At 45.2% G+C, this 19,180-nt stretch carries 24 protein-coding genes and 2 tRNA genes; 10 read left to right on the top strand and 16 right to left on the bottom strand.

Annotation, left to right across the window (positions count from 1 at the left end):
* Positions 1-28: 28 nt before the first annotated feature.
* Entirely contained in the window at positions 29-1,078 is a 1,050-nt protein-coding gene (locus NWE96_09975; protein MCW3984303.1) for a Xaa-Pro peptidase family protein, read from the bottom strand.
* A 300-nt stretch (positions 1,079-1,378) separates the two neighbouring features.
* Between NWE96_09975 and NWE96_09970 the strand changes: the two genes are divergently transcribed.
* From NWE96_09970 to NWE96_09955, 4 genes are all read left to right on the top strand, one after another.
* Positions 1,379-3,229, top strand: a complete 1,851-nt coding sequence (locus tag NWE96_09970) for an aldehyde ferredoxin oxidoreductase family protein (GenBank protein ID MCW3984302.1) — start codon at positions 1,379-1,381, stop codon at positions 3,227-3,229.
* A gap of 3 nt (positions 3,230-3,232) precedes the next feature.
* Complete coding sequence (locus tag NWE96_09965; protein MCW3984301.1) at positions 3,233-3,730, top strand: 4Fe-4S dicluster domain-containing protein; 498 nt, start codon at positions 3,233-3,235, stop codon at positions 3,728-3,730.
* 148 nt (positions 3,731-3,878) lie between these two features.
* Positions 3,879-5,771, top strand: coding sequence for an aldehyde ferredoxin oxidoreductase family protein (locus NWE96_09960; protein ID MCW3984300.1), 1,893 nt, complete (start codon positions 3,879-3,881; stop codon positions 5,769-5,771).
* Positions 5,772-5,774: 3 nt separating this feature from the next.
* Entirely contained in the window at positions 5,775-6,275 is a 501-nt protein-coding gene (locus NWE96_09955; GenBank protein ID MCW3984299.1) for a 4Fe-4S dicluster domain-containing protein, read from the top strand.
* 25 nt (positions 6,276-6,300) lie between these two features.
* Here the strand turns inward: NWE96_09955 and NWE96_09950 are convergent, their stop codons facing one another.
* The 4 genes from NWE96_09950 to NWE96_09935 all read right to left on the bottom strand — a co-directional run bounded on the left by NWE96_09950 (position 6,301) and on the right by NWE96_09935 (position 9,336).
* The gene (locus NWE96_09950) at positions 6,301-6,459 is read right to left on the bottom strand and encodes a hypothetical protein (protein MCW3984298.1); all 159 of its coding nucleotides are present in this window, start codon (positions 6,457-6,459) and stop codon (positions 6,301-6,303) included.
* A 131-nt stretch (positions 6,460-6,590) separates the two neighbouring features.
* Positions 6,591-6,920, bottom strand: coding sequence for a PadR family transcriptional regulator (locus tag NWE96_09945; protein ID MCW3984297.1), 330 nt, complete (start codon positions 6,918-6,920; stop codon positions 6,591-6,593).
* Positions 6,921-7,104: 184 nt separating this feature from the next.
* Complete coding sequence (locus NWE96_09940; protein ID MCW3984296.1) at positions 7,105-7,347, bottom strand: hypothetical protein; 243 nt, start codon at positions 7,345-7,347, stop codon at positions 7,105-7,107.
* Between the two features lie 210 nt (positions 7,348-7,557).
* Positions 7,558-9,336, bottom strand: a complete 1,779-nt coding sequence (locus NWE96_09935) for a M3 family oligoendopeptidase (protein MCW3984295.1) — start codon at positions 9,334-9,336, stop codon at positions 7,558-7,560.
* Between the two features lie 238 nt (positions 9,337-9,574).
* Between NWE96_09935 and NWE96_09930 the strand changes: the two genes are divergently transcribed.
* Positions 9,575-10,432 carry a radical SAM protein gene (locus NWE96_09930; GenBank protein MCW3984294.1) on the top strand — a complete coding sequence of 286 codons (858 nt, stop codon included), beginning with the start codon at positions 9,575-9,577 and terminating at the stop codon, positions 10,430-10,432.
* Between the two features lie 92 nt (positions 10,433-10,524).
* Here NWE96_09930 and NWE96_09925 read toward each other — a convergent pair whose 3' ends face one another.
* The 5 genes from NWE96_09925 to NWE96_09905 form a co-directional block, all read right to left on the bottom strand.
* A complete protein-coding gene (locus NWE96_09925) occupies positions 10,525-10,701 on the bottom strand; it encodes a hypothetical protein (protein MCW3984293.1) in 177 nt (58 codons plus the stop codon).
* A gap of 174 nt (positions 10,702-10,875) precedes the next feature.
* A complete protein-coding gene (locus tag NWE96_09920) occupies positions 10,876-11,115 on the bottom strand; it encodes a hypothetical protein (GenBank protein MCW3984292.1) in 240 nt (79 codons plus the stop codon).
* Between the two features lie 127 nt (positions 11,116-11,242).
* On the bottom strand, positions 11,243-11,500 hold the full coding sequence (locus NWE96_09915; protein MCW3984291.1) for a type II toxin-antitoxin system mRNA interferase toxin, RelE/StbE family: 258 nt from the start codon (positions 11,498-11,500) through the stop codon (positions 11,243-11,245).
* The gene (locus NWE96_09910; GenBank protein ID MCW3984290.1) at positions 11,484-11,714 is read right to left on the bottom strand and encodes a hypothetical protein; all 231 of its coding nucleotides are present in this window, start codon (positions 11,712-11,714) and stop codon (positions 11,484-11,486) included. The genes NWE96_09915 and NWE96_09910 overlap by 17 nt, the downstream gene beginning before the upstream one ends.
* A gap of 77 nt (positions 11,715-11,791) precedes the next feature.
* Positions 11,792-11,921 (bottom strand) — tRNA-Leu (locus NWE96_09905).
* Between the two features lie 93 nt (positions 11,922-12,014).
* On the opposite strand from NWE96_09905, the gene NWE96_09900 reads away from it, so the two are divergent.
* The 4 genes from NWE96_09900 (at position 12,015) to NWE96_09885 (ending at position 14,784) form a co-directional block, all read left to right on the top strand.
* Positions 12,015-12,902, top strand: coding sequence for a site-specific DNA-methyltransferase (locus tag NWE96_09900; protein MCW3984289.1), 888 nt, complete (start codon positions 12,015-12,017; stop codon positions 12,900-12,902).
* A gap of 58 nt (positions 12,903-12,960) precedes the next feature.
* Positions 12,961-13,266, top strand: a complete 306-nt coding sequence (locus NWE96_09895; GenBank protein MCW3984288.1) for a hypothetical protein — start codon at positions 12,961-12,963, stop codon at positions 13,264-13,266.
* 383 nt (positions 13,267-13,649) lie between these two features.
* On the top strand, positions 13,650-13,988 hold the full coding sequence (locus NWE96_09890) for a cation:proton antiporter (protein ID MCW3984287.1): 339 nt from the start codon (positions 13,650-13,652) through the stop codon (positions 13,986-13,988).
* A 187-nt stretch (positions 13,989-14,175) separates the two neighbouring features.
* The gene (locus NWE96_09885) at positions 14,176-14,784 is read left to right on the top strand and encodes a hypothetical protein (GenBank protein MCW3984286.1); all 609 of its coding nucleotides are present in this window, start codon (positions 14,176-14,178) and stop codon (positions 14,782-14,784) included.
* Positions 14,785-14,835: 51 nt separating this feature from the next.
* Here the strand turns inward: NWE96_09885 and NWE96_09880 are convergent, their stop codons facing one another.
* The 4 genes from NWE96_09880 to NWE96_09865 form a co-directional block, all read right to left on the bottom strand.
* Complete coding sequence (locus NWE96_09880; protein MCW3984285.1) at positions 14,836-15,015, bottom strand: hypothetical protein; 180 nt, start codon at positions 15,013-15,015, stop codon at positions 14,836-14,838.
* 66 nt (positions 15,016-15,081) lie between these two features.
* Positions 15,082-15,699 (bottom strand): tyrosine-type recombinase/integrase, encoded by a 618-nt coding sequence (locus NWE96_09875; GenBank protein ID MCW3984284.1) that lies wholly within the window; start codon positions 15,697-15,699, stop codon positions 15,082-15,084.
* 277 nt (positions 15,700-15,976) lie between these two features.
* A tRNA-Gln gene (locus NWE96_09870) sits at positions 15,977-16,049 on the bottom strand.
* A gap of 92 nt (positions 16,050-16,141) precedes the next feature.
* Positions 16,142-17,212 (bottom strand): acyltransferase family protein, encoded by a 1,071-nt coding sequence (locus tag NWE96_09865; GenBank protein MCW3984283.1) that lies wholly within the window; start codon positions 17,210-17,212, stop codon positions 16,142-16,144.
* 332 nt (positions 17,213-17,544) lie between these two features.
* Here NWE96_09865 and NWE96_09860 point away from each other — a divergent pair, with 332 nt between their 5' ends.
* Positions 17,545-18,489: a transcription initiation factor IIB gene (locus tag NWE96_09860; protein MCW3984282.1), complete on the top strand. Its 945-nt coding sequence runs from the start codon at positions 17,545-17,547 to the stop codon at positions 18,487-18,489.
* 11 nt (positions 18,490-18,500) lie between these two features.
* Here NWE96_09860 and NWE96_09855 read toward each other — a convergent pair whose 3' ends face one another.
* Both NWE96_09855 and NWE96_09850 read right to left on the bottom strand, forming a co-directional pair.
* A complete protein-coding gene (locus tag NWE96_09855) occupies positions 18,501-18,746 on the bottom strand; it encodes a hypothetical protein (protein ID MCW3984281.1) in 246 nt (81 codons plus the stop codon).
* Positions 18,747-18,786: 40 nt separating this feature from the next.
* Positions 18,787-19,095 (bottom strand): translation initiation factor, encoded by a 309-nt coding sequence (locus NWE96_09850; GenBank protein ID MCW3984280.1) that lies wholly within the window; start codon positions 19,093-19,095, stop codon positions 18,787-18,789.
* Positions 19,096-19,180: the final 85 nt, after the last annotated feature.

Genomic DNA, 19,180 nt, shown 5'->3' with positions numbered 1-19,180 from the left:
AAATCTCAAAGTGCCTATTTAGTTTTGCTTACAACTCAACTGACGCGTGTGTTAATCTTTCTGCTGCATCTGCAGTTACTAGAACGGTGTCTTCGATCCTGACTCCACCATACTGTGGAATGTACACACCTGGTTCAACAGTTACCACATTGTCTGCCTCGAGTATGTCTTTGCTATCTGGACTCAAAACGGGCCCTTCATGAACCTCCAACCCCACGCCGTGCCCCAAATTATGCACGAAAAACTCGCCGAACCCTGCCTCCTCAATCAGTTCTCTTGCAACGGCGTCCACGTCTTTGGCTGGCTTTTGGGGTTTGATGGCTTCGATTGCCTTCTGCTGTGCTAACCGCACCGCATCAAAAATTTTCTGCTGCCTCTCGGTGGGTTTGCCCGCGACGAACGTGCGGGTAATGTCTGAGCGGTAAAACCTGTATGTAGCGCCTAAATCAACCACCACAAAGTCGCCCTCGCAAATGGTTCGTCCCATCACTGTACCATGCGGATAAGCACAACAGGCCCCGCAAGCTACGATGGTTTCAAACGCTACCCCATCAGAACCTGCTTTGCGCATGGCGTACTCGACCTCAGCTGCCAACTCTTTCTCAGTCAAGCCTGGGCATATGGTTTCCTGCGCAGCTTTTATGCCAACATCTGCTATCTTGCAGGCTTCGCGGATAAGTTGGATTTCTTCTTTGTCTTTGGTTTGGCGGAGGCTGCGGAAAAGCTGAGCTGCGGGTTCTAGTTTCTCTTCCCCGCCGACTGCTTTACAGAGTGATCGCCAGTTTTCAATCGGCAAAGTATCCACAGTCAATTTTGTATTGCCTGTTTGTTGAGCGATTTTTTCCATCAAGTTTTCCCCGCGTTTAAGCAGTTGCACTGTGAAGCCTTTGACTTCGGCTTTTGCCTGCTCATAGTTCACGCCTGAAACGTAGAGTATGTTTTCTCCTTGTTCAGGGATTAGTAGTGCGGCTGCCCCTTGGAAGCCTGTAAAGTAGGTGATGTTATGCGGGTTGAAGATTGCAAAGTTAGCAGGTTTGTTTTGGTTTTTTGCGGTTTGTTTGAGTTTGTCGATTCGCACGGGCGGTTCTCCTGTAGAGAGGGACAGGTTTCTGTTGGTTTAAGTTTTCGCTTCTTTGCATCTGGAGTTGGGTGTTTTGTCTCTGTTTTGAGAGGTTAATTGTTGCTGTGTATTTTTTGTGTCTTCTTTGTCTAAAAATTGGTTCAGTGAGCAGACTATACTATGCCCCTTGTTTCTGAAACTTTTTCATAAAAATCCATCCTTTTAACGTTAAAAACATGAATTTCCACCCCGATAACCCATTACCTTAATATAGTGTGCATTAGGTACCTTCTTTTAACACTCTTGGAGATTAACCGTTTGTTCGGCTACGCAGGGAAAATACTCTATGTCGACTTAGCCACCGGGAAAACAAGAACCGAAAAACTATCCGAAGAAACCGCTAGGAAATACATTGGCGGCATCGGTTTAGGCATGTATTTGTGGCTATCAAACACCAAAACACGAATGGATGCTTTTAGTCCAGAAAACCCCTTTGTCCTCGCCCTCGGACCCCTGTCTGGAACCATGTTTCCAACAGGCGGCAACGGCCACGCCTTCATATCAAAGTCACCTTCAACAAATGGCGTAGCCGAGGCAGTGGCACACGGCACATTTGGCACAGAGTTAAAACGTGCAGGCTACGATGCGGTGGTTATAACTGGGAAAGCTGAAAAACCAGTTTACCTCTGGATTGACGACGACTCAGTTAAGCTACGTGACGCTAACCACCTTTGGGGAAGGTCTCCAAGCGAAACTGAAGACGTAATAAGAGACGAGTTAGGCGACTACTACATTAGAGTTGCCGCTATCGGTTTAGCGGGAGAGAAACTTTCCAAAATCGCCAGTATAATTAACGATAAAACCCACGCGGCTGGTAGGACTGGGGTGGGGGCTGTTATGGGCAGCAAGAACCTCAAAGCCATCGCCGTCAGAGGCACATGTGACGTTGCAGTGGCAAAACCCGCGGAGTTCCTCGATTTAGTTCAGGAATTCCATGAACGCATGAAGGGTCCCGCCGCAAAGAAGTACCGTACCTTGGGTTCAATAGAAAGCCTTGCCATAAACAACAACCTCACCTGTTTACCCACAAACAACTACGAGAGAGCTCACTTTTTAGGTATAGACAAAATTAGCGGGGAAGTCCTAAACGAGCATTTCCTTGCAAAAATCATAGCCTGCAACTCGTGTGCAATGCGCTGTGAACATGAAGTCATAATCCGCGACGGCTCCTACAGGGGAACCATGACGCGCCTTGAATATGACAACGTTTGGGCTTTGGGTCCAAACTGCGGCGTAGATCAACCTAACTTTATAATAAAAGCTGCAGAACGATGCTACTACTACGGTTTAGACGCCACCAGCACAGGTGTAGCGGTAGGTTTCTTGATGGATTGCCACGAAAAAGGGTTGGTGTCTCATGAACAGCTTGACGGTATAGACGCCCACTTTGGCAACGCTAATGCAGTAATTAACTTGATCGAGAAAATCGGTAAACGTGAAGGCATCGGTGACATCTTGGCTGAGGGCGTTAAGGTTGCTGCCGAGAAAATCGGTAAGAACGCCTATGAACTTGCCCAGCACATTAAGGGCTTAGAAGTCACCGGCTACGACCTGCGTTGCCTAAAAACCACTGCTTTAGCTGCCGCGGTTTCCTTCCGAGGCGCTGACCACACCCGAAGTAACGTGTTAATCGTTGACTTGAAAGGCAAAGTTAACAGTCTAAAGGCAGAAAAAGGCAGAGGCAAAATCGTCAAAGACTTCGAAGACGTTACCAACTTGCTTGATTCTCTTATGGTCTGCAAGAACGCTAAAGGAACCTTCTACGGTGAACTTGCCGACATAGCAAAAGTCTACAGTATAACCACAGGTATACAAGTTACCCCTGAAGAGATGGCTGTCACAGCTCAACGCATACAAACCCTCGCTAAACTCATCAACACACGCGGCGGCTTAACCCGCAAAGACGACACATTGCCCTGGAAAGTGATGAACAAACCTGTTCCAGACGATGGCCCCGCAAAAGGTGCAGTCGTCACCCAAGAGGAACTTGACTTGCTTCTGGACGATTACTACGAGGCACGGGGCTGGACAAAGCAAGGTTTACCTACCCAAGCGCAACTTAAAGAGTTAGGTTTAGAAGCCTTCGCCCACATAGTTAAGGAGGACTAGAACATGGTTACTCTGCATGACAGAAAATTCATCTCTGCTGACCCCGACAAATGTGTTGGATGCCAGATCTGTGAATACGCTTGCTCTTTTAGTCACGAAAAAGTCTTCAACGCAGTTAAATCCCGTATCCGCGTTGTTCGAGCTAAACAGATTAAGAACATTGCTGTGACCTGCAGAAAATGCCAAGAACCCGCTTGTGTCGCCGCATGCCCCAGAGATGCGCTTTCTCAGTCACGCGAAACAGGCAACATAATTATCGACAAAGACCAATGCAACGGTTGCGGTTGGTGTATTGAAGCCTGCGACTACGGCGCTATGATGATGCATCCAGAAACAAAAACCGTCTATGTCTGTGACCTTTGCCAATACAAGCCTGATGGTCCTCAATGTGTTAAGTGGTGCCCTGAAGAAGCCCTCACCGTCGTAACCAGTGATGTGTTGGCTCAGAAGGCGCGGCTTAACGCGATAAAGAAGCTCTTCCAAGAAAAAGAGGAAGAATAATTTTCGTTTGCAGTGGGCGTTTTAAGTGCCCTGTCTTTTTTGTTTTTAGCTAAAAATAAACTTGCCTGAATTTAATAGGTGGCTAAAACGGTGCTAAATTAAGCTAAACACGGTAAATTATCCATCATGAACCCATTAGCTTAATATAGTGTCCGCTGAAATAGACTACTCGGAGCCTCTCGGAGGGACAAGGTTGCTCGGTTACGCAGGAACAGTATTGTATGTTGATTTAACTACAGGCAAAACTCACACTGAAAAATTAACCGACGAAACCGCCAAAAAATACGTCGGCGGCATCGGTCTAGGACTGAAACTTTGGTTATCTAATTCAAAAGCAGGGGTCAACCCGCTTAGCCCCGAAAATCCACTCGTGTTAGCTTTGGGGCCAGTTTCAGGGACAATGTTTCCAACAGGCGGCAACGGCCACGCTTTCATATCAAAATCGCCTGCAACAGGCGGCGTCGGCGAAGCAGTAAGCCACGGCACCTTCGGCGCAGAACTTAAACGCGCAGGGTATGATGCCATCGTTTTAACTGGGAAAGCTGAAAAACCAGTTTACCTATGGATCGATGACGAAGCGGTTCAGCTTCTTGATGCTTCAAACATCTGGGGCAAATCACCCTTTGAAACAGAAGACGCCATCAAAGAGGAGCTAGGCGACTTCTACGTTAGGGTTGCCTCAATCGGTTTAGCTGGCGAGAAACAATCAAAAATCGCTTGTATCATTAACGAAAAAACCCGTGCCGCTGGTAGGACTGGTTTGGGTGCTGTTATGGGCAGCAAGAACCTCAAAGCCATTGCCGTCAGAGGCACCCGCGACATAACCGTCGCAAAACCAGATGTATTCACGGATATGGTGCGGGAATTCCATGAGCGCATGAAGGGACCTGCAGTGCAGAAATACCGCACTTTAGGCACCGTTGACAACATCGAAGTCACCAACGAATTAATGTGTATGCCCACACGCAACTACAGCGCTTCGCATTTTGAAAAAACCGAAAACATCAACGCCGAAGTCCTAAACGAACGCTACGTTGCAAAAATCATCGCTTGCAACTCATGTGCTATGCGTTGTGAACATGAAGCGCTCGTCAGGGAAGGCCCCTACAAAGGGTCATTGGCACGCATGGAATATGACAACCTCTGGGCGCTGGGACCCAACTGTGGCGTAGACAAACTCGACGCAATAATCAGAGCTGCAGAACTCTGTAACTACTACGGTTTAGACGCCACCAGCACAGGCGTCACAATCAGCTTTTTGATGGATTGCCACGAAAAAGGCTTATTGTCACACGATCAACTTGAAGGCATCGACCCGCACTTCGGCAACAGCGAAGCAGTCGTTCAACTTGTCGAGAAAATCGGTAAACGTGAAGGCATCGGCCAGATGCTTGCAGACGGTGTTAAAGTTGCTGCTGAAAAAATCGGTAAGAACGCCTCCGAGTTGGCTCAACATATTAAAGGCTTAGAAGTAACTGGGTACGATTTACGTTGCCTAAAGACCGCAGCTTTAGCTGCAGCGGTTTCTTTCCGTGGTGCAGACCACAACCGCAGTGGTGCTTTCACTTTGGATTTAAAGGGCAAAGTTGACCGTCTTAAAGCAGAAAAAGGCCGCGGCAAACTCGTTAAAGAGAACGAGGACATTTTCGCTCTAATCGACTCATTCATTGTCTGCAAAAACTCCCGAAACACTTTCTACAATGAACTGGGTGACTTAGCTAAACTCTACAGTGCAGTAACAGGCGCTGAAGTATCAGCCCAAGACCTAAGCGTAGCTGGAGAACGAATAAACACCCTTGCCAAACTCATCAACATCCGCGAAGGCTTAACACGAAACGACGATACACTGCCTTGGAAAGTGATGAATCAACCAGTTTCTGACGACGGACCGACCAAAGGAGCGGTTGTCACCCAAGAAGAACTTGACTTGATGCTAGACGACTACTACAATGCCCGCGGCTGGACAGTTGAAGGCGTTCCATCTAAAGCTAAGCTTCAAGAATTAGGCTTGCAAGAATTCCAAAAAATAGTTGAGGCATAAAAAATGGTAAAGATTCACCAAAGAAAATTCATCTCTGCTGACCCCGAGAAATGTGTTGGCTGTCAAATCTGCGAATACGCCTGCTCATACAGCAAAGAAAAAGCCTACAACCCAATAAAATCACGCATCCGCCTAGTCCGCGTGAATCAGTTAGCAAACATGGCTGTCACTTGCCGTCTCTGCGAAGAACCCGCCTGCGTCGCTGCATGCCCACGCAACGCTCTGAGCCAATCCGAAGACACTGGCAACATAATTTTAGACAAAGAAAAATGCAACGGTTGCGGTTGGTGTATTGAAGCCTGTGACTACGGCGCCATGATGCTTCACCCCGAAACAAAAGTGGTCTACGTCTGCGACCTCTGCAAAGACAAACCTGACGGCCCACAATGTGTTAAATGGTGTCCTGAAGAAGCGCTCACAGTTGTCACAAGCGACACTTTAGCGCAGAAGGCAAGAATCAGCGCGATAAAGAAGCTCTTCCAAGAAAAAGAAGAGAAACAATAAACCCTGGGCTTTTGCCCTTAACTTTTTACATTTCTCTACTGCTGCTTTCTTCGCTGCTCATGTGTTCTTCCATGCAGTGTGTTTCGTAGTCTTCTCGATTATCGTATTCTTGGCTGTCTTGGCGGCATCTAAATTTGCCCTCAGAAGTCATTTCAGGTTCAGGTATATTCTTTTTTGTCTCCAAAAAATCACCTCCCAAAGGTTGTCCAGCAAAAACCATTTTGTACTAGCTGGACTTTGGACACTTAAACGTATGTGACTGCCACAAACCAACCATAAAACAAAAGCCCAAAAAGAGTTAGGGCTACAGAGACGCTATTTTTCGAGGAAAATGTTGGCAACTAACTGCTGAATATCTTTAGCTGACTTAAATATTTCAGTCAGCGCCTGCTCGCCCTCAACGGTTAAACTGAACATCCTGCCGCCTTCATCCCCCTCACTTCTTATGAATTTTTTGCGTTCAAGCAAGTAAATTTCATGGTAGATCGTGCCTGGGCTGAAAGTTATCTTGTATTTTTCATGCAGCTGCCGAAGTATCTCGTAGCCGCTGCTAAGTGGGTTTTCTTTTAGGTATTTCAAGATCAAGACATCTGAAAAGTTTTTGATCACCCGTGTCGTTAGTTCGTCGTCTCGTTTAGGCTTCATATGTTTCCCCATGTTTATCGTGTTATCGCTTGGTTGCTTGTTATTACCGTTAGCGCTAAGTTGTGATAAAAGTGTTCTGAACCAATGTACACTATTAAAAAACACTATTAAAAAACGTTAAACTACGTATTACGAACAAGAATAACCCCGAAAACACTTCCAGACAGAAAGGAAACGGTTGAACTTAGAGGTTTTTCTCGTATTCTTGCCTAATAAAATCTATACACGCAACAAATTTACCCTTCTCAGTTGAAAAAGGGCAAGATACACCTGTTTTTGACTGAATCTGCTTCATTATCTGCAACTCAATATGCCTAGCGCCGTCTTCACCAAAAATTCGCTGCAGAACCTTCATGAAAACCTCGATTTTGTCAGGGATTTGCTCTTTGTTTATGGCGAGGTTATTTTTTATCTGAACATAAAGCATGCATTTAACCGAGTTGCCTATGGCCTACAAAACTTCGTCCACAACATCAATCAACAGTTCATTAAAACTCTGTTTCCTTTCGAGTTGTTTCTCCATAGGCGCAGGTCTCCAAGGGCCAAATTCGGCTTTATGGTTCAGCTATCTGTAACGTACTTTACCATATAAAAGCTTATGAAGCGCAAGTATCTAACATTTCGAACTCGAATACGTTTAAACGGTTTTTTCCAAGTCTGAAATGAAGCGTTCGAACACTTTTAAGCCTCCACGCCAAAAATCAGCCTCATTCACCTCTAAACCGACCAACCTGCCAAGCTCCAAAGGCGATTTGCTGCTGCCTGCCGAAAGCAAGGCGACCAGTTTAGGCACAAACGCCTCTTTTTCCTCCAAGTAGCGCTCGTAGAGTGAGTAAACAAACATCTGAGCGTAGACGTAGGGGTAATTGTAGAAACGATAGTTCGCCATGTAGTAGTGGGGTTTCATAGTCCATTCCGCCTCCATCTCAGGGAACCATCTGACGGCATCTCCATAGATGCGGTCGCGGGCTTTAGTCCAATGGCAACAGATGGTCTTGTAATCGAGGAACTCACAGTTCTCAATGGATCGGTAGAGGGCCTGCTCAAACCAAACCCTCGCCGTAACCTGAAAAGCCGTCATCCCTGCCTCATCCAAAACCAAACACAAAAGCGCTTTGCGTTCAGCGTCAGATTTCGCGTTCTCCAACATCAAGTCAGTTAACAAAAGTTCCCCGAAAATCGAAGCAGTCTCAGCCACAATGGAGGGCACATGCGTGTTGAGCAGGGTCTGGTTTCTGGCCATGTACCAGTCGTGTGTTGCGTGTCCCAACTCATGCGCTAAAGTGAAAACGTCAGTTAAGGTGCCGTTGAAGCTTTGCAAAATATAGGCGGATTTACCGTTATAGTGGCTTGCACAGAACGCTCCGTTACGTTTACCAAACCTTGGTTCTGCATCGATGTGGCGTTGCTCGAACATTTCTTTGACTGCAGAGGCATAGGCGGAGTCGAAGCGGCTGTAAGCTTCAGTTACAAGTTTTTGTGCCTCTGACAGTGTAAATTTAAGCTCCGGCGCATCAGGGAGGGGTGCAAGAATGTCGTGGTTACCCAAAACATCCAACGCCATAAGTTTGGCCTTCAACTTCAAGTACCGCCGATAAGCTGCTTTGCCCTCTTCCACTGTGCTCAATAGGCGGTCGATTATGTTCTGGTCGGTATCGTTGCTGATTAAACTGGACTCCATGGGCGAAGCGTATTTTCTGCGTTTAGAGACCGCTACCCAGTCGTTGCAGATGTTACGTAGAGCTGAGGCAAAGATTTCGCCGTCTTTGCCCAACCCGCCGTAGATGGAGCGGTAAGCTGATTCCCTTGTTGATCGGTCAGGGTGCGGTAGAAGACCGTTGGCTTCACAGTAGCTAAGCGTCTTTTTCTCTCCCAAAACTGTGACTTCAAAGAGTCGCGTGTTGAGCCATTTACACTGCAACTCCTCCCATGCGTTGACGCCGAACTGGTCTTTTTCTATGATAAGTTGCTCTTCAACCTCGCTAAGTTGATGTTCCACTCGACGGTAAACTCGCTGCAGCATATGCCTATAGTTAGCTAAAGCAGGCGCCTCAATCAATTCAGGCTTAGCTTTCAGGAGTTTGCCCAATTCAAGCGAGTAAAACGCCAACTGCTGGCTAATTTTTGCATTCAACTTCTCCACTTTGTCATGCAATGCCTGCGTCTGCGGCTGAGTCATGTCTGCGGAGAAGGCGAGGCTTGAGTAGAGGGTTATGTCGCCGATTTTAGCTTGAAACGCCTCAACATCTTGCAGGCACACCAGTAGCCCCTCAGCGTTGAGGTTGCAGATTTTGCCTCGGTACTTCTTTTCAAATTCCTCTGCCATGCGGGAGACCTGGTTGATGGTTTGCGGGATTTTGGGGTCTGAGGGGTCTGTGAATAGTGCGGTTAGGTCCCATGTGGTTTTGTTCGTCAAATCCTGTGCCTCTGGGATTGGTATTGGGTGGAGGTTATTTTGTATTTTGCTGTCCGCTGCCAAATTATTTTGGTGTGTAGTGTTTATTTTTGTGGTGCAGAATTGAATTAATGCAATCCATTTCTGGATTCTGCTTTGCTTTTGTTAAGATAATCATGTATGTTATGCACAGTTGTGAAAACTTCTCAACTACTCTTTTAAAAGCCAAAAACAATACCTCAACCAAGGAGAAAAAACTATGACCCAAATCACAATAAGAAAGGAAAGCGCAACCAGCAGTTCCCCGCTGCTCTACGCAAAAGCCCAAGCACAAAAAAAGAGTTGCGCCCACATGCACCAAACCCTCCCAATCCCTGAAAGCCCAGCACATTTCAGGTTCAACAAGATAGAATTAACTGTAAAGTCAGAGTGCAACGTCGGCTCTAACTATTGTGATTCCAGCTCCGCTTTGACTGAAAGTAAAGTCTTAACCTCAAAAGACGCCATCCAGCAAGTAAGGATAGCTGCCAACCAAGACCCTCACCTCAATGCAATCGACATCTCAGGAACAGGCGACGCCCTCAACAGCGAAGTCACCTACAAAACACTGCGACTAATAGCGCAAGAGTTCCCCCACTTTACCCGAAGCATAACCACCAACGGTTTGCTCTTGCCAAGAAAACTTTCGCTACTAGAAGAACTTGAAGTAACTGCGATTCGAGTCAATGTAAACGCTGTGGACGCTGAGGTCGGCGCAAAGATGTATTCGTATGTGCGTTTAAACGGCAAGACTCTGCGGGGGAAAGAGGCGTTTGAAGTGTTGAGCCTAAACCAGCTTGAGGGCATCCGCAACGCCTCAGACGCAGGCTTGATGGTGGAAGTCAACGCGCTTTTTGTACCAGAAGTTAACTCTGGGCATCTGGTTGAGGTTGCAAAAATCGTACGCAGCTTAGGCGCTTACAAGATGAACGTTATACCCGCGGCTTCGAACGGAAATGTTGGCGCGCCATCCGTTGAAGAACTACGATGTATACAAACAGAATGTAATGCGTGTGTCAGTCCTCAGGTGGTACTGCATTCACCGCCAACGGCAAGTTACATACTTGCCAGTGCATAGTTCACTTTTTTATTTCATACACAAACAGTGGGATGTCTAAAAACAAAAAAAGGATGCGAACACTTCGGGTTAAAAACCCGAGTCGTTGCTTCTTAGCATATTAGGGCTTGTTCGAGGGCTTCAAGCATTACTTTGTTGCCCTTTTTGGTTGTTACGAATTCGGTTCCGCAGACTGGGCAGGGAACAAACTCGTTTTGGCCTATTGCGTCGAATTCAAAGTTCGCGTTGCACTGTGGGCAATGGAACAGTATCGATGTTGATGTTTTCATATTGTATCCTCCTATTGATTTTCGGGTTGTATGCAATTAAGCGTTCGACTGTAGTTGTCTGTCAACTATATAGAAACAGCTTACTTGTTGTCAACTTTTAACAGTTAACTGTGGTATTAACCTTGTGTATTAAAACTAAGTGTTTGTCCAAGCAACAGAAAGAACCTTAAAGGGTTAGTAGCGGAACTCGTACTCAGTGGCATCTACCTGTTTTTGGAGCGATAACTGATAGCGGTCAACTTGTTCCTCATTTAGGTCTGGTTTACTGTCGACAAACGCCTTCAAGAACTGTTTATCGTTCAGTTTAGCCAAGGTTTCGGCGAGTTGGTTGAGTTGTTTGCGGATATCCGCGATTTCCACAGCTAAACCTCTGAGAATTATTCTGTCTTCCTCTGTAAGGACAGTGTTAACCAACCATGCCACCGAAAGATTACTTATCTACAAGGATTAAGCAGTATTAAAATTTCCCTAAAAGTCAGGTTTAATTGTGGTGTATGGGCAATATTTTAACCTGCGAATATTCCGCTGTGCAGCTGCATGTTCATTGGTCGTAGACTTTTTTGCGGTGACCAACGGTTAGAACAATAATTTTCTGCTCAGAGACTTTATAAATGACTCTGTAATCGCCAGCCCGAAAGGACTTGAGTTCACTTAAACGTCCAACCAATTGTTTACCGACGAATGGTTTGTCTTCTAGAATCTTTAGTTCTTTTATTAATCGGATTTGTGTTTGCCTGTCGAGGTGTTTGAGCTTTTTTAGAAATTCTTTGGTGAAGATGAGTTCAAAGCTCTTTTTCATCTATGTTCAACTCATGCAGTAGTTCCTTGTAGCTGAACACTCGTTTTTCTTGCACATCTTTTTGGCTTGCAGTGATGCTTTTCATCAGTTTCTCGTCGCTTAAGACTTCCAAAGTTTCCTTAAGTTCCTCAACAATTATACGAAGTTTCGGCAGTTCTTCAGCTATGACTTTGAGGTTTTTTTTATCTTCGTCTGTGAAAACAGCTTCAACCAACTTATTCTCCACCACTTGTAGCATAACATACGGGGCTTTGTAAGGTATTAAAATTATCTCTCGATCCCAAGAGACGTTGGTGCTACGGGCAGGATTTGAACCTGCGAACCCCTGCGGGAAAGGATAACCCATCCGTCTGGGGCCAGACCTGCCGGCCAAACGTTGATCTTGAGTCCTTCACCTTTGACCTGGCTTGGTTACCGTAGCCCAATGCAGTACAGAAGGTTGAGTTTCTGGCTTATTAATCATTTCCCATCCACCGCAAGAGTAAAAGCCCCCAACACCGATACATAGAGTTGCATGCCCAGCCAGCACCGAATAATCATCGGCAACAGCCAACAAATGCCTGAAATCGAAAGCGGCAGCGTCCAGTTGATGGTTACTTCTCCACCTTACCCCATGATAGCTATGTGGGATGAACTATTCTGCAAGGAGCCAAAAATCGCGCAACTATGGCCAAAGCTGGAGAAGGAAGGAGACGACGAGGCGGTGCGGAAAATCTACGATGCCATGCATGAAGCTCTGGGTAAAGTTTGGGCGGAAACCTACCGCGTCCTCTCCGACGGAGGAATCGCAGCTATAAACGTCGGCGACGCCACCCGAAGCATAAACGGCAAATTCCAACTTTTCCCCAACCACAGCCGCATAATTGAAGTCTGCGAAAAAATCGGCTACACCACTTTACCCTACATTCTGTGGAAAAAACCTACAACTAAACCAAAGTACAAGGGGAAAGGCGCATTTCTGGGGTCAGGTTTCCTGCCGCCTAACGCTTACGTCACTTTGGATTGCGAGTTTATTCTGCTGTTTCGGAAAGGTAAACTGCGCAAATTCACACCACACCACGCAGAGCGTTACGAAAGCAAATTTACCAAGAGTGAGCGTGATGAGTGGTTTAGTCAAATCTGGGACTTCAAAGGTACTCGCCAAACAGTAAGCGACTTGGAGCGTCGAACTGCGGCTTTTCCCGATGAAGTGGCGGAAAGGCTGATTCGCATGTTTAGCGTGAAGGGCGAAACTGTGCTGGATCCCTTTTTGGGTTCGGGAACAACCATTAAAGTTGCCATAAAGACAGACCGCAACAGTGTAGGCGTTGAAGTGGATGAAAACATGTTGCCCATAATTAACCAAAAAATAAGCACCTACAAAACAAAAAAAGGCGCCGACGTACAGATAACCAAACGCTAAACCCGCCAGAACAATTTTTATACGCCTACACCACTTGTGCCCCTAAGAGTTGCAACACTTGGTTAAACAAACTTCAGACAAACCTTACGGGTTCGGGAACACAAACCGCCGCTTTCCCCATGCCAAACGCCATAGAGGTCGCATCGCCAAAGACCGCTTCGCCTACGACCAAGCCCAGCTGGGGAATGACTGCCAAAAACTCTTTGAAGGAGGCGATTTTTTGGTTCAGAAACGCGATTTCTTCGGCGGCCCAGTTGGGGAACCAACGGTTTTTGAGGTTAAAACGGGCAACTCCCCTGTTACAGACGCGGACCAGAGAAGGAAACGCCAACTGAAGGGACGCTACCGAGTGGTTAGGTATTGATCTCTTCTTTTGTTTTTTCTTTAAATAAGGGAGGGGAGGTAGCTGCTGAGACGTCGCGTGATTCCCGCAGGTACGGATACGGAACCGTATGCGCCACTAAATAAGGGAATATAGTCACCCAAAAACAGGCACCTCACCCCTTACATAATTTAGCCTCTATCAGCATAAAGGACTGACCCTTAACCAATAGACATTTCAATAAACCTGAATCATAACCAAACTAAGCCAATATTTTTCGAAAGTTTTAAAAAGAAAACCAGCAGCAAAAGACATTGGTGGTGAAGCTCACCTTTAACCGCTTATCCCCTGATAAGCCAATAGCTTCTACAACGCAAGTGAAGAAGGGATAAGCGATAGCAGTAGACCTGTATTCAATTGCAGTTGTGGCAGTAGCCGTTGTAGCAGCAGGTATAATCGGCATCAAAACAAAAGTTTCCTCCTCCATCTTTGAAGTCCTCGCGGGAATTTTAATAGCCAACGTTTTAGGCATAACAGTTGCTTCATGGCTTGATTTTCTGGGCACCTTCGGCGGTTTAGTCTTAACTTTTCTTGCAGGCGCTGAAGTAGAATTCATCCTTCTACGAAAACAAGCAAAACAAAGTTTTGGGTTGGGTACTGTAGCTTTCCTTGCACCCCTTATAGGCATAATCGGAGTCCTTACTCTGTTTACTGATTGGAGTTGGCAGGCAAAACTTGCGGTTTTGAAATCGCTATACTATTAAACTTCCATAACTGATGTGATACCAAAAGAGTTACAATGCCAATATTAGAGCTAAATTAGACCTTTTCACGGGTTGGGGTACCTGCCTTGTCAATGTTACCGTAACAGTTTTTCGCGTTGAAACTATTTCAAGTAAATTATATAACATCTGAATAGCAAAGTCTGATTACGGATAGGTTAGTTAAGTCATGCTTACTTTAACCAAGATAATGATGTTTGCCGTCATGCTTTCCGTGCTTACACTGTCTATGTTATGCAATGTTAGAACAGTTAATGCGGATGACACAATCTATCCTTGGGATTATGTTTACAAGGCTTTACCAGTAATTACAGTAACTTCACCAATGAATAATTCTGAAAACTCTAATTCTTTGCAATTAACTATAAACATAACAAAACCCACCGATTGGCTTATTCATGGTGGATATAATGGAAGACAAACGCTTGAAGCAATATCTTACCAGTTGGATGATACTTATTATGGACCTTATTCTGCTTTTAGCTATTTAGAATCTCCATACATTTATTCAGTTAATCTATCAGACCTTAGTGCAGGTAAACATAGCTTAATTGTATATGCCAATGCTACTGGATGGGTTATTGGAAATACACATGAATATTCATTTCCTATCATAGCTACTTCAAATATTACTTACTTTACTGTTAGTGATAACTTGCCTAATACTTCTCCTATTGTACCAGAGTTTACAACGATAGTAACATTAGTTACAATTCTAGCTGCTGTTAGTTTATTGCTTGTAATCGGTAAAAGAAAACTAACAATAATTAATCATTAATTGACCTTTTCCTGACATAGACAGTATACCCTCTCTCGTAGGAAAAGGTAGTTAATCATCGAATTCTTCAGGAAAAAGTTCTTCGCTGTCATCATCGGCAATAAATAATCCATCTCCCTGACTGTCCTCAATTGAATCTTGTCTAAGTTGCTTATCGGCTTTAGTATTACAGTTAATATTTGATTTTCCAACCGTGACTATGCTATAGAAGAACCTGATGCTAATAATCATAATGAGAACTAGAAAGCATATTAGAAAAAAGGATATGATGCAAGAAAGAAAGTCAAACATATAATGCTACTTCCTCTTTCTAAACAGTTTAACGCCATCCATTTCAACAATGTACTCAAAACCAGATTCGATAAGTAAACAAGCTTCATTGAGATTCTTTGCTATCTTGCAAATGTAATCGTCTGTTGAGTTAACAAGTCCTTGAGCTAAGTGAACATAAACCATAGTACTCTCAATATGTCGATGCCCTAACAGATACTTTACATGAAGTATATCTCTAGTTTTAATGTACTCTGTAGTGGCAAACCAATGTCTTAGGTCATATAATCGTATCTTTAAAAGTTCAACATCTTTGAAGTTCAAGTAAGCCCTTTTTCTATAAGAATTCCATTGGTCTCTAAGTATATCCGCATCAGGAAATAATGGACAGTCTAGAGCAGTGATCTGTTTTTTATTGATGTAAGTTCTCAGATTGTCATGAGCATATTCTTTTAGTTTGATTGTTCTATCTGCTCCAAGTTTTGAAGACCGAACATAAAGTAAGCCTCTTTGAAGGTCAACATCTCTTAGAACAATCTTTGATACCTCATCAGGTCTTAACCCATGCTTACTTATCTGAAAAATAGTGACATACTTTAAACTACAACGACTAATAATTTTATCAATTCTCTCTTCAGTAGGCACATTTATCGGTACTGATTGTTTTTTAAGTCTAGGCGGAGTCCAAACTATAGAGTTTGCTTTACAATAATGAAAGTAAGCTAACAGTAGAGTTGACTTGTACTTACTTGAAGTCTTAGAAAACAAAATATACTGTTCTGTCTCAGTTGGATTATCAAGATTAACTCTTTTACTAAGGTACTTTATTTTTAAGGCGTAGGTTTTTTGACTACTCGGACAAAGATTCCTCAGTTCCCAAAGAGTTTTAACTATACCCTCAGAAACAGACGGAAGCCCCAAATAGCCCGTGAGAGATTCGAACTCTCGTCGTCGGGTCCAAAGCCCGATATGCTTGACCACTACACCAACGGGCTGCACTTTTTCAGATTGTGTCAGCGTTATTTATTGTTAGAGGTTAAAGGGCAACATTTTGCCTAATAAGCGTTCTTGCACCGCTAAAGCAAAATCAGACGATCAGCCTCTTTAATACAGGCACCCTCTTGAGTGGAACCAACACCGCCAAACAAACCACCAAAACCAACCCAACCATCAACGGAACCCCCACAATCGAGTTAACTGTGTTTCCGTTTAAAGAGAAACCGAAGAACCCGTTTTGGAAGGCATAGATCACCATCATGTGAAAGAGGTAGATGCCTAACGTGTTTTCGCTGATTGCCCGCATAATCCGCTTACGCCACGACTGCTCCACAGGTTGGTCGCAGGGTGTTCGGAAGGTGTTCAGTAGCAGAAACAATGAAATCGAAGACAGAATCATGGTTGGGCTTAGGTATTCTTGGAAGTAGAAGCTTGTTCCACCGCCCACGGTTCTAGACATCTGGAAAGTGCCTATCGCAGTTAACGCAATACCCACACACAGCAAAGCCACCAAGGTCGACCGCTTCACCCGCACATTAACAAGGTAAGCGCCCAAAAGGAAGTAACCCACATAACCCGGAATGGCGAAGAGGTTGGGGTTAAAATCGTACGGAGTTGCAAGCTCCAATAAGGGCACCAGCGAGACGCCCACGAACCATATCACCATGAAGTACTTGAAGAGTTTATCCGTCATGTGAGGCACCATCAAACGTAGTAAAGGCGTGAGTAAGTAGAGACCCATAAGCATGTAGAGGTACCAGAACTGGAAGTATGGCCCAGTCAAGATGCCCTGTACGATGAAGCCCTGTGTCACCTGTTGGCCTTCAACGTAGATGTCCCAGAGGAAATAGGCAACCGCCCAGAAAATGAACGGCAACCCGATGCGTGCAAACCGCTTCTTGAAAAACACGCCTAAATCCTCATTCTTCGAGGGCGCCAAAAGCAAGGCACCAGTTAACATCACAAAGAGGGGAACGCCCATGCGTCCTACACTTTGGTAGACATCTACGATGCACCATCGCCAGATTTCTAAGTCGTTTATGACTTGGATGGTTAGGTCGTTGGCGGCGTGAAGCAGAAGAACGCCCAGTATGGCGACGGTTCGGATCAAGTCTACAGGGATCGCTGAGGTTGATTGGTTCTGTGTTTGCAGAGGGTGCACCGTCGTGATACTAGTGTTTTAGCAAGTTATATCTTGCGGATTTTGAGTTTGGTTTGGCCTTTTTTTAGGTGTGGGTGTCTCTTTTATTTGTTTAAGTAACGTTTATCTAAAAGTTCCACGATGGCGTTTTTACACATTTTTACGTTATTTTCCATACGAAAAGCCAGTATGTTGAAGAAAATCGAGTGGATTGTGTGCAATAGCTTTAATAAACCACAACGCTTAAATAGCAAAAGTGTTCATCTGCTTAGACTGCGCGGGCCGAATGTACTATTTTCTAGCCAAATTGGCCTATGGTGACGGTTCTACGCATATTAACGTGAGGTAAAAAAGTGAGCATAAAAAAAGAAGCACCTAAAACAACCACACGACAGGTTGACAAGTGTCCAGAATGCGGCGGACAAAACCTGGTTCACGATTACGACACGGGAGAAACCGTATGCGGCGACTGTGGGCTTGTTTGCTACGAGCAAATGATGGATAAAGGCCCAGAATGGCGCGCCTTCACCCAAGAAGAAAAAGCATCCAGAAGCCGTGTTGGTGTCCCCACCTCTTACTCAGTCCACGACAAAGGCTTATCCACAGCCATCAGCCAAGTGGACCGCGACGCGTTTGGCAGAAAACTCCCATTATCCACCCGACTCCAGATGTGGCGTCTGCGCAAATGGCAAATCCGAAGCAGAGTCCACTCATCCATCGACCGCAACCTTGCACAAGCCATGGCAGAACTCGACCGCTTAAGCGACAAAGTCTACATCCCACCGCCAATCAAAGAAAAAGCAGCCGTCGTCTACCGCAAAGCACTCGATAAAGGCTTAGTCCGAGGCCGCTCAATCGCAGCCATAGCTGCAGCTGCATTGTATGCTGCATGCCGCGGCAGCGGAACACCCAGAACGTTGCGCGAAATCGCTGAAGCCAGCTTAGTCGACAAAAAAGACGTCGCACGCTGCTACAGGCTGCTGCTCCGAGAGTTAGAAGTTCACATGCCCATCGCAGATCCACTGACGTACGTTTCAAAGATCGCGGAGAAAACAGGCATTTCAGGTCGAACTCAGGGTGCTGCAATCAACATACTGCGAGAAGCCAGACGTAAACGTGCCGCCGCAGGTAAAGACCCGATGGGTTTAGCTGCCGCCGCCCTCTACATTGCTTGTTTGCAGAACAATGAAAAGAAGACTCAAAAAGACATCGCTGAAGCTGCAGGCGTAACTGAGGTTACAGTGAGAAACCGCTACAAGACGCTCAAGAAGCAACTCAACTTAGAGTTACCTGACTAAGGGTAATTCCCCTATTCTTTATCTTCTTTTAATTCTGTTTCTTGTTCAGAATTGGCTTCTGTTTCAGGTTCTAACTCCATAACTAATATGCCATGGTAACCGCATTCAGGACAGTAGTACTGTTTGGGCGTTAACCAGACTTCTAAACTGCTGTTTAATTGAATTTTTGGGCTACAACAGCGGGGACAAAAAATTTGGGTGGGTTTTCTGTGTTTTGTGTTTTTGAAAACATCGCGGATACCGTCTAGTTTTTTCATGAGTAACGTTTGCTTCCTTGCTTTCTTTGGGCGTTTGCGGTTATTGGAGTTCGATGTTTTCCTCTGGATAGCCTGCTTTTATGAGGAATTCTTTGACGCGGTCGCGGTGGTCGCCTTGTAGCATGATTTGCCCGTTTTTGTGTGTTCCGCCACAAGCACAGAAGGTTTTGAGTTTCTGTGCGACGGCTTGGAGGTTGTTGTTTTTGTCGTCCATGCCGTCGATTATGGTGGTTGCTTTACCAAATTTTCTGGTTTCAAGGCGTATGCGAATACGTTGCTGCTCTTTCTCTATTTCTCCACAAACGCATAAGTCCTTGGGGAGTCCGCATGTTGAACAAACTTCAGCCATTTCGCTCAACAAAGAAATTATCAAGTGCTGTATATAAGAGTTTCAAGAAAGAGCAGGCTGCTTTTGCTGCATTTTTTGTGCCTTC

It is taken from the genome of Candidatus Bathyarchaeota archaeon, assembly GCA_026014685.1.
Classification (GTDB): domain Archaea; phylum Thermoproteota; class Bathyarchaeia; order Bathyarchaeales; family Bathycorpusculaceae; genus Bathycorpusculum.
This window is presented reverse-complemented; position numbering and strand designations above follow the sequence as displayed.

Bases quoted from the DNA above. Each gene is read 5' to 3' on its own strand.
- NWE96_09855 (MCW3984281.1), bottom strand. From the start codon at position 18,746: ATGAAAAAACTAGACGGTATCCGCGATGTTTTCAAAAACACAAAACAC.
- NWE96_09930 (MCW3984294.1), top strand. From the start codon at position 9,575: ATGACCCAAATCACAATAAGAAAGGAAAGCGCAACCAGCAGTTCCCCG.
- NWE96_09880 (MCW3984285.1), bottom strand. From the start codon at position 15,015: ATGATTATTAGCATCAGGTTCTTCTATAGCATAGTCACGGTTGGAAAA.
- NWE96_09965 (MCW3984301.1), top strand. From the start codon at position 3,233: ATGGTTACTCTGCATGACAGAAAATTCATCTCTGCTGACCCCGACAAA.
- NWE96_09940 (MCW3984296.1), bottom strand. From the start codon at position 7,347: ATGCTTTATGTTCAGATAAAAAATAACCTCGCCATAAACAAAGAGCAA.
- NWE96_09955 (MCW3984299.1), top strand. From the start codon at position 5,775: ATGGTAAAGATTCACCAAAGAAAATTCATCTCTGCTGACCCCGAGAAA.
- NWE96_09850 (MCW3984280.1), bottom strand. From the start codon at position 19,095: ATGGCTGAAGTTTGTTCAACATGCGGACTCCCCAAGGACTTATGCGTT.
- NWE96_09885 (MCW3984286.1), top strand. From the start codon at position 14,176: ATGCTTACTTTAACCAAGATAATGATGTTTGCCGTCATGCTTTCCGTG.
- NWE96_09925 (MCW3984293.1), bottom strand. From the start codon at position 10,701: ATGAAAACATCAACATCGATACTGTTCCATTGCCCACAGTGCAACGCG.
- NWE96_09915 (MCW3984291.1), bottom strand. From the start codon at position 11,500: ATGAAAAAGAGCTTTGAACTCATCTTCACCAAAGAATTTCTAAAAAAG.
- NWE96_09945 (MCW3984297.1), bottom strand. From the start codon at position 6,920: ATGAAGCCTAAACGAGACGACGAACTAACGACACGGGTGATCAAAAAC.
- NWE96_09900 (MCW3984289.1), top strand. From the start codon at position 12,015: ATGCCCAGCCAGCACCGAATAATCATCGGCAACAGCCAACAAATGCCT.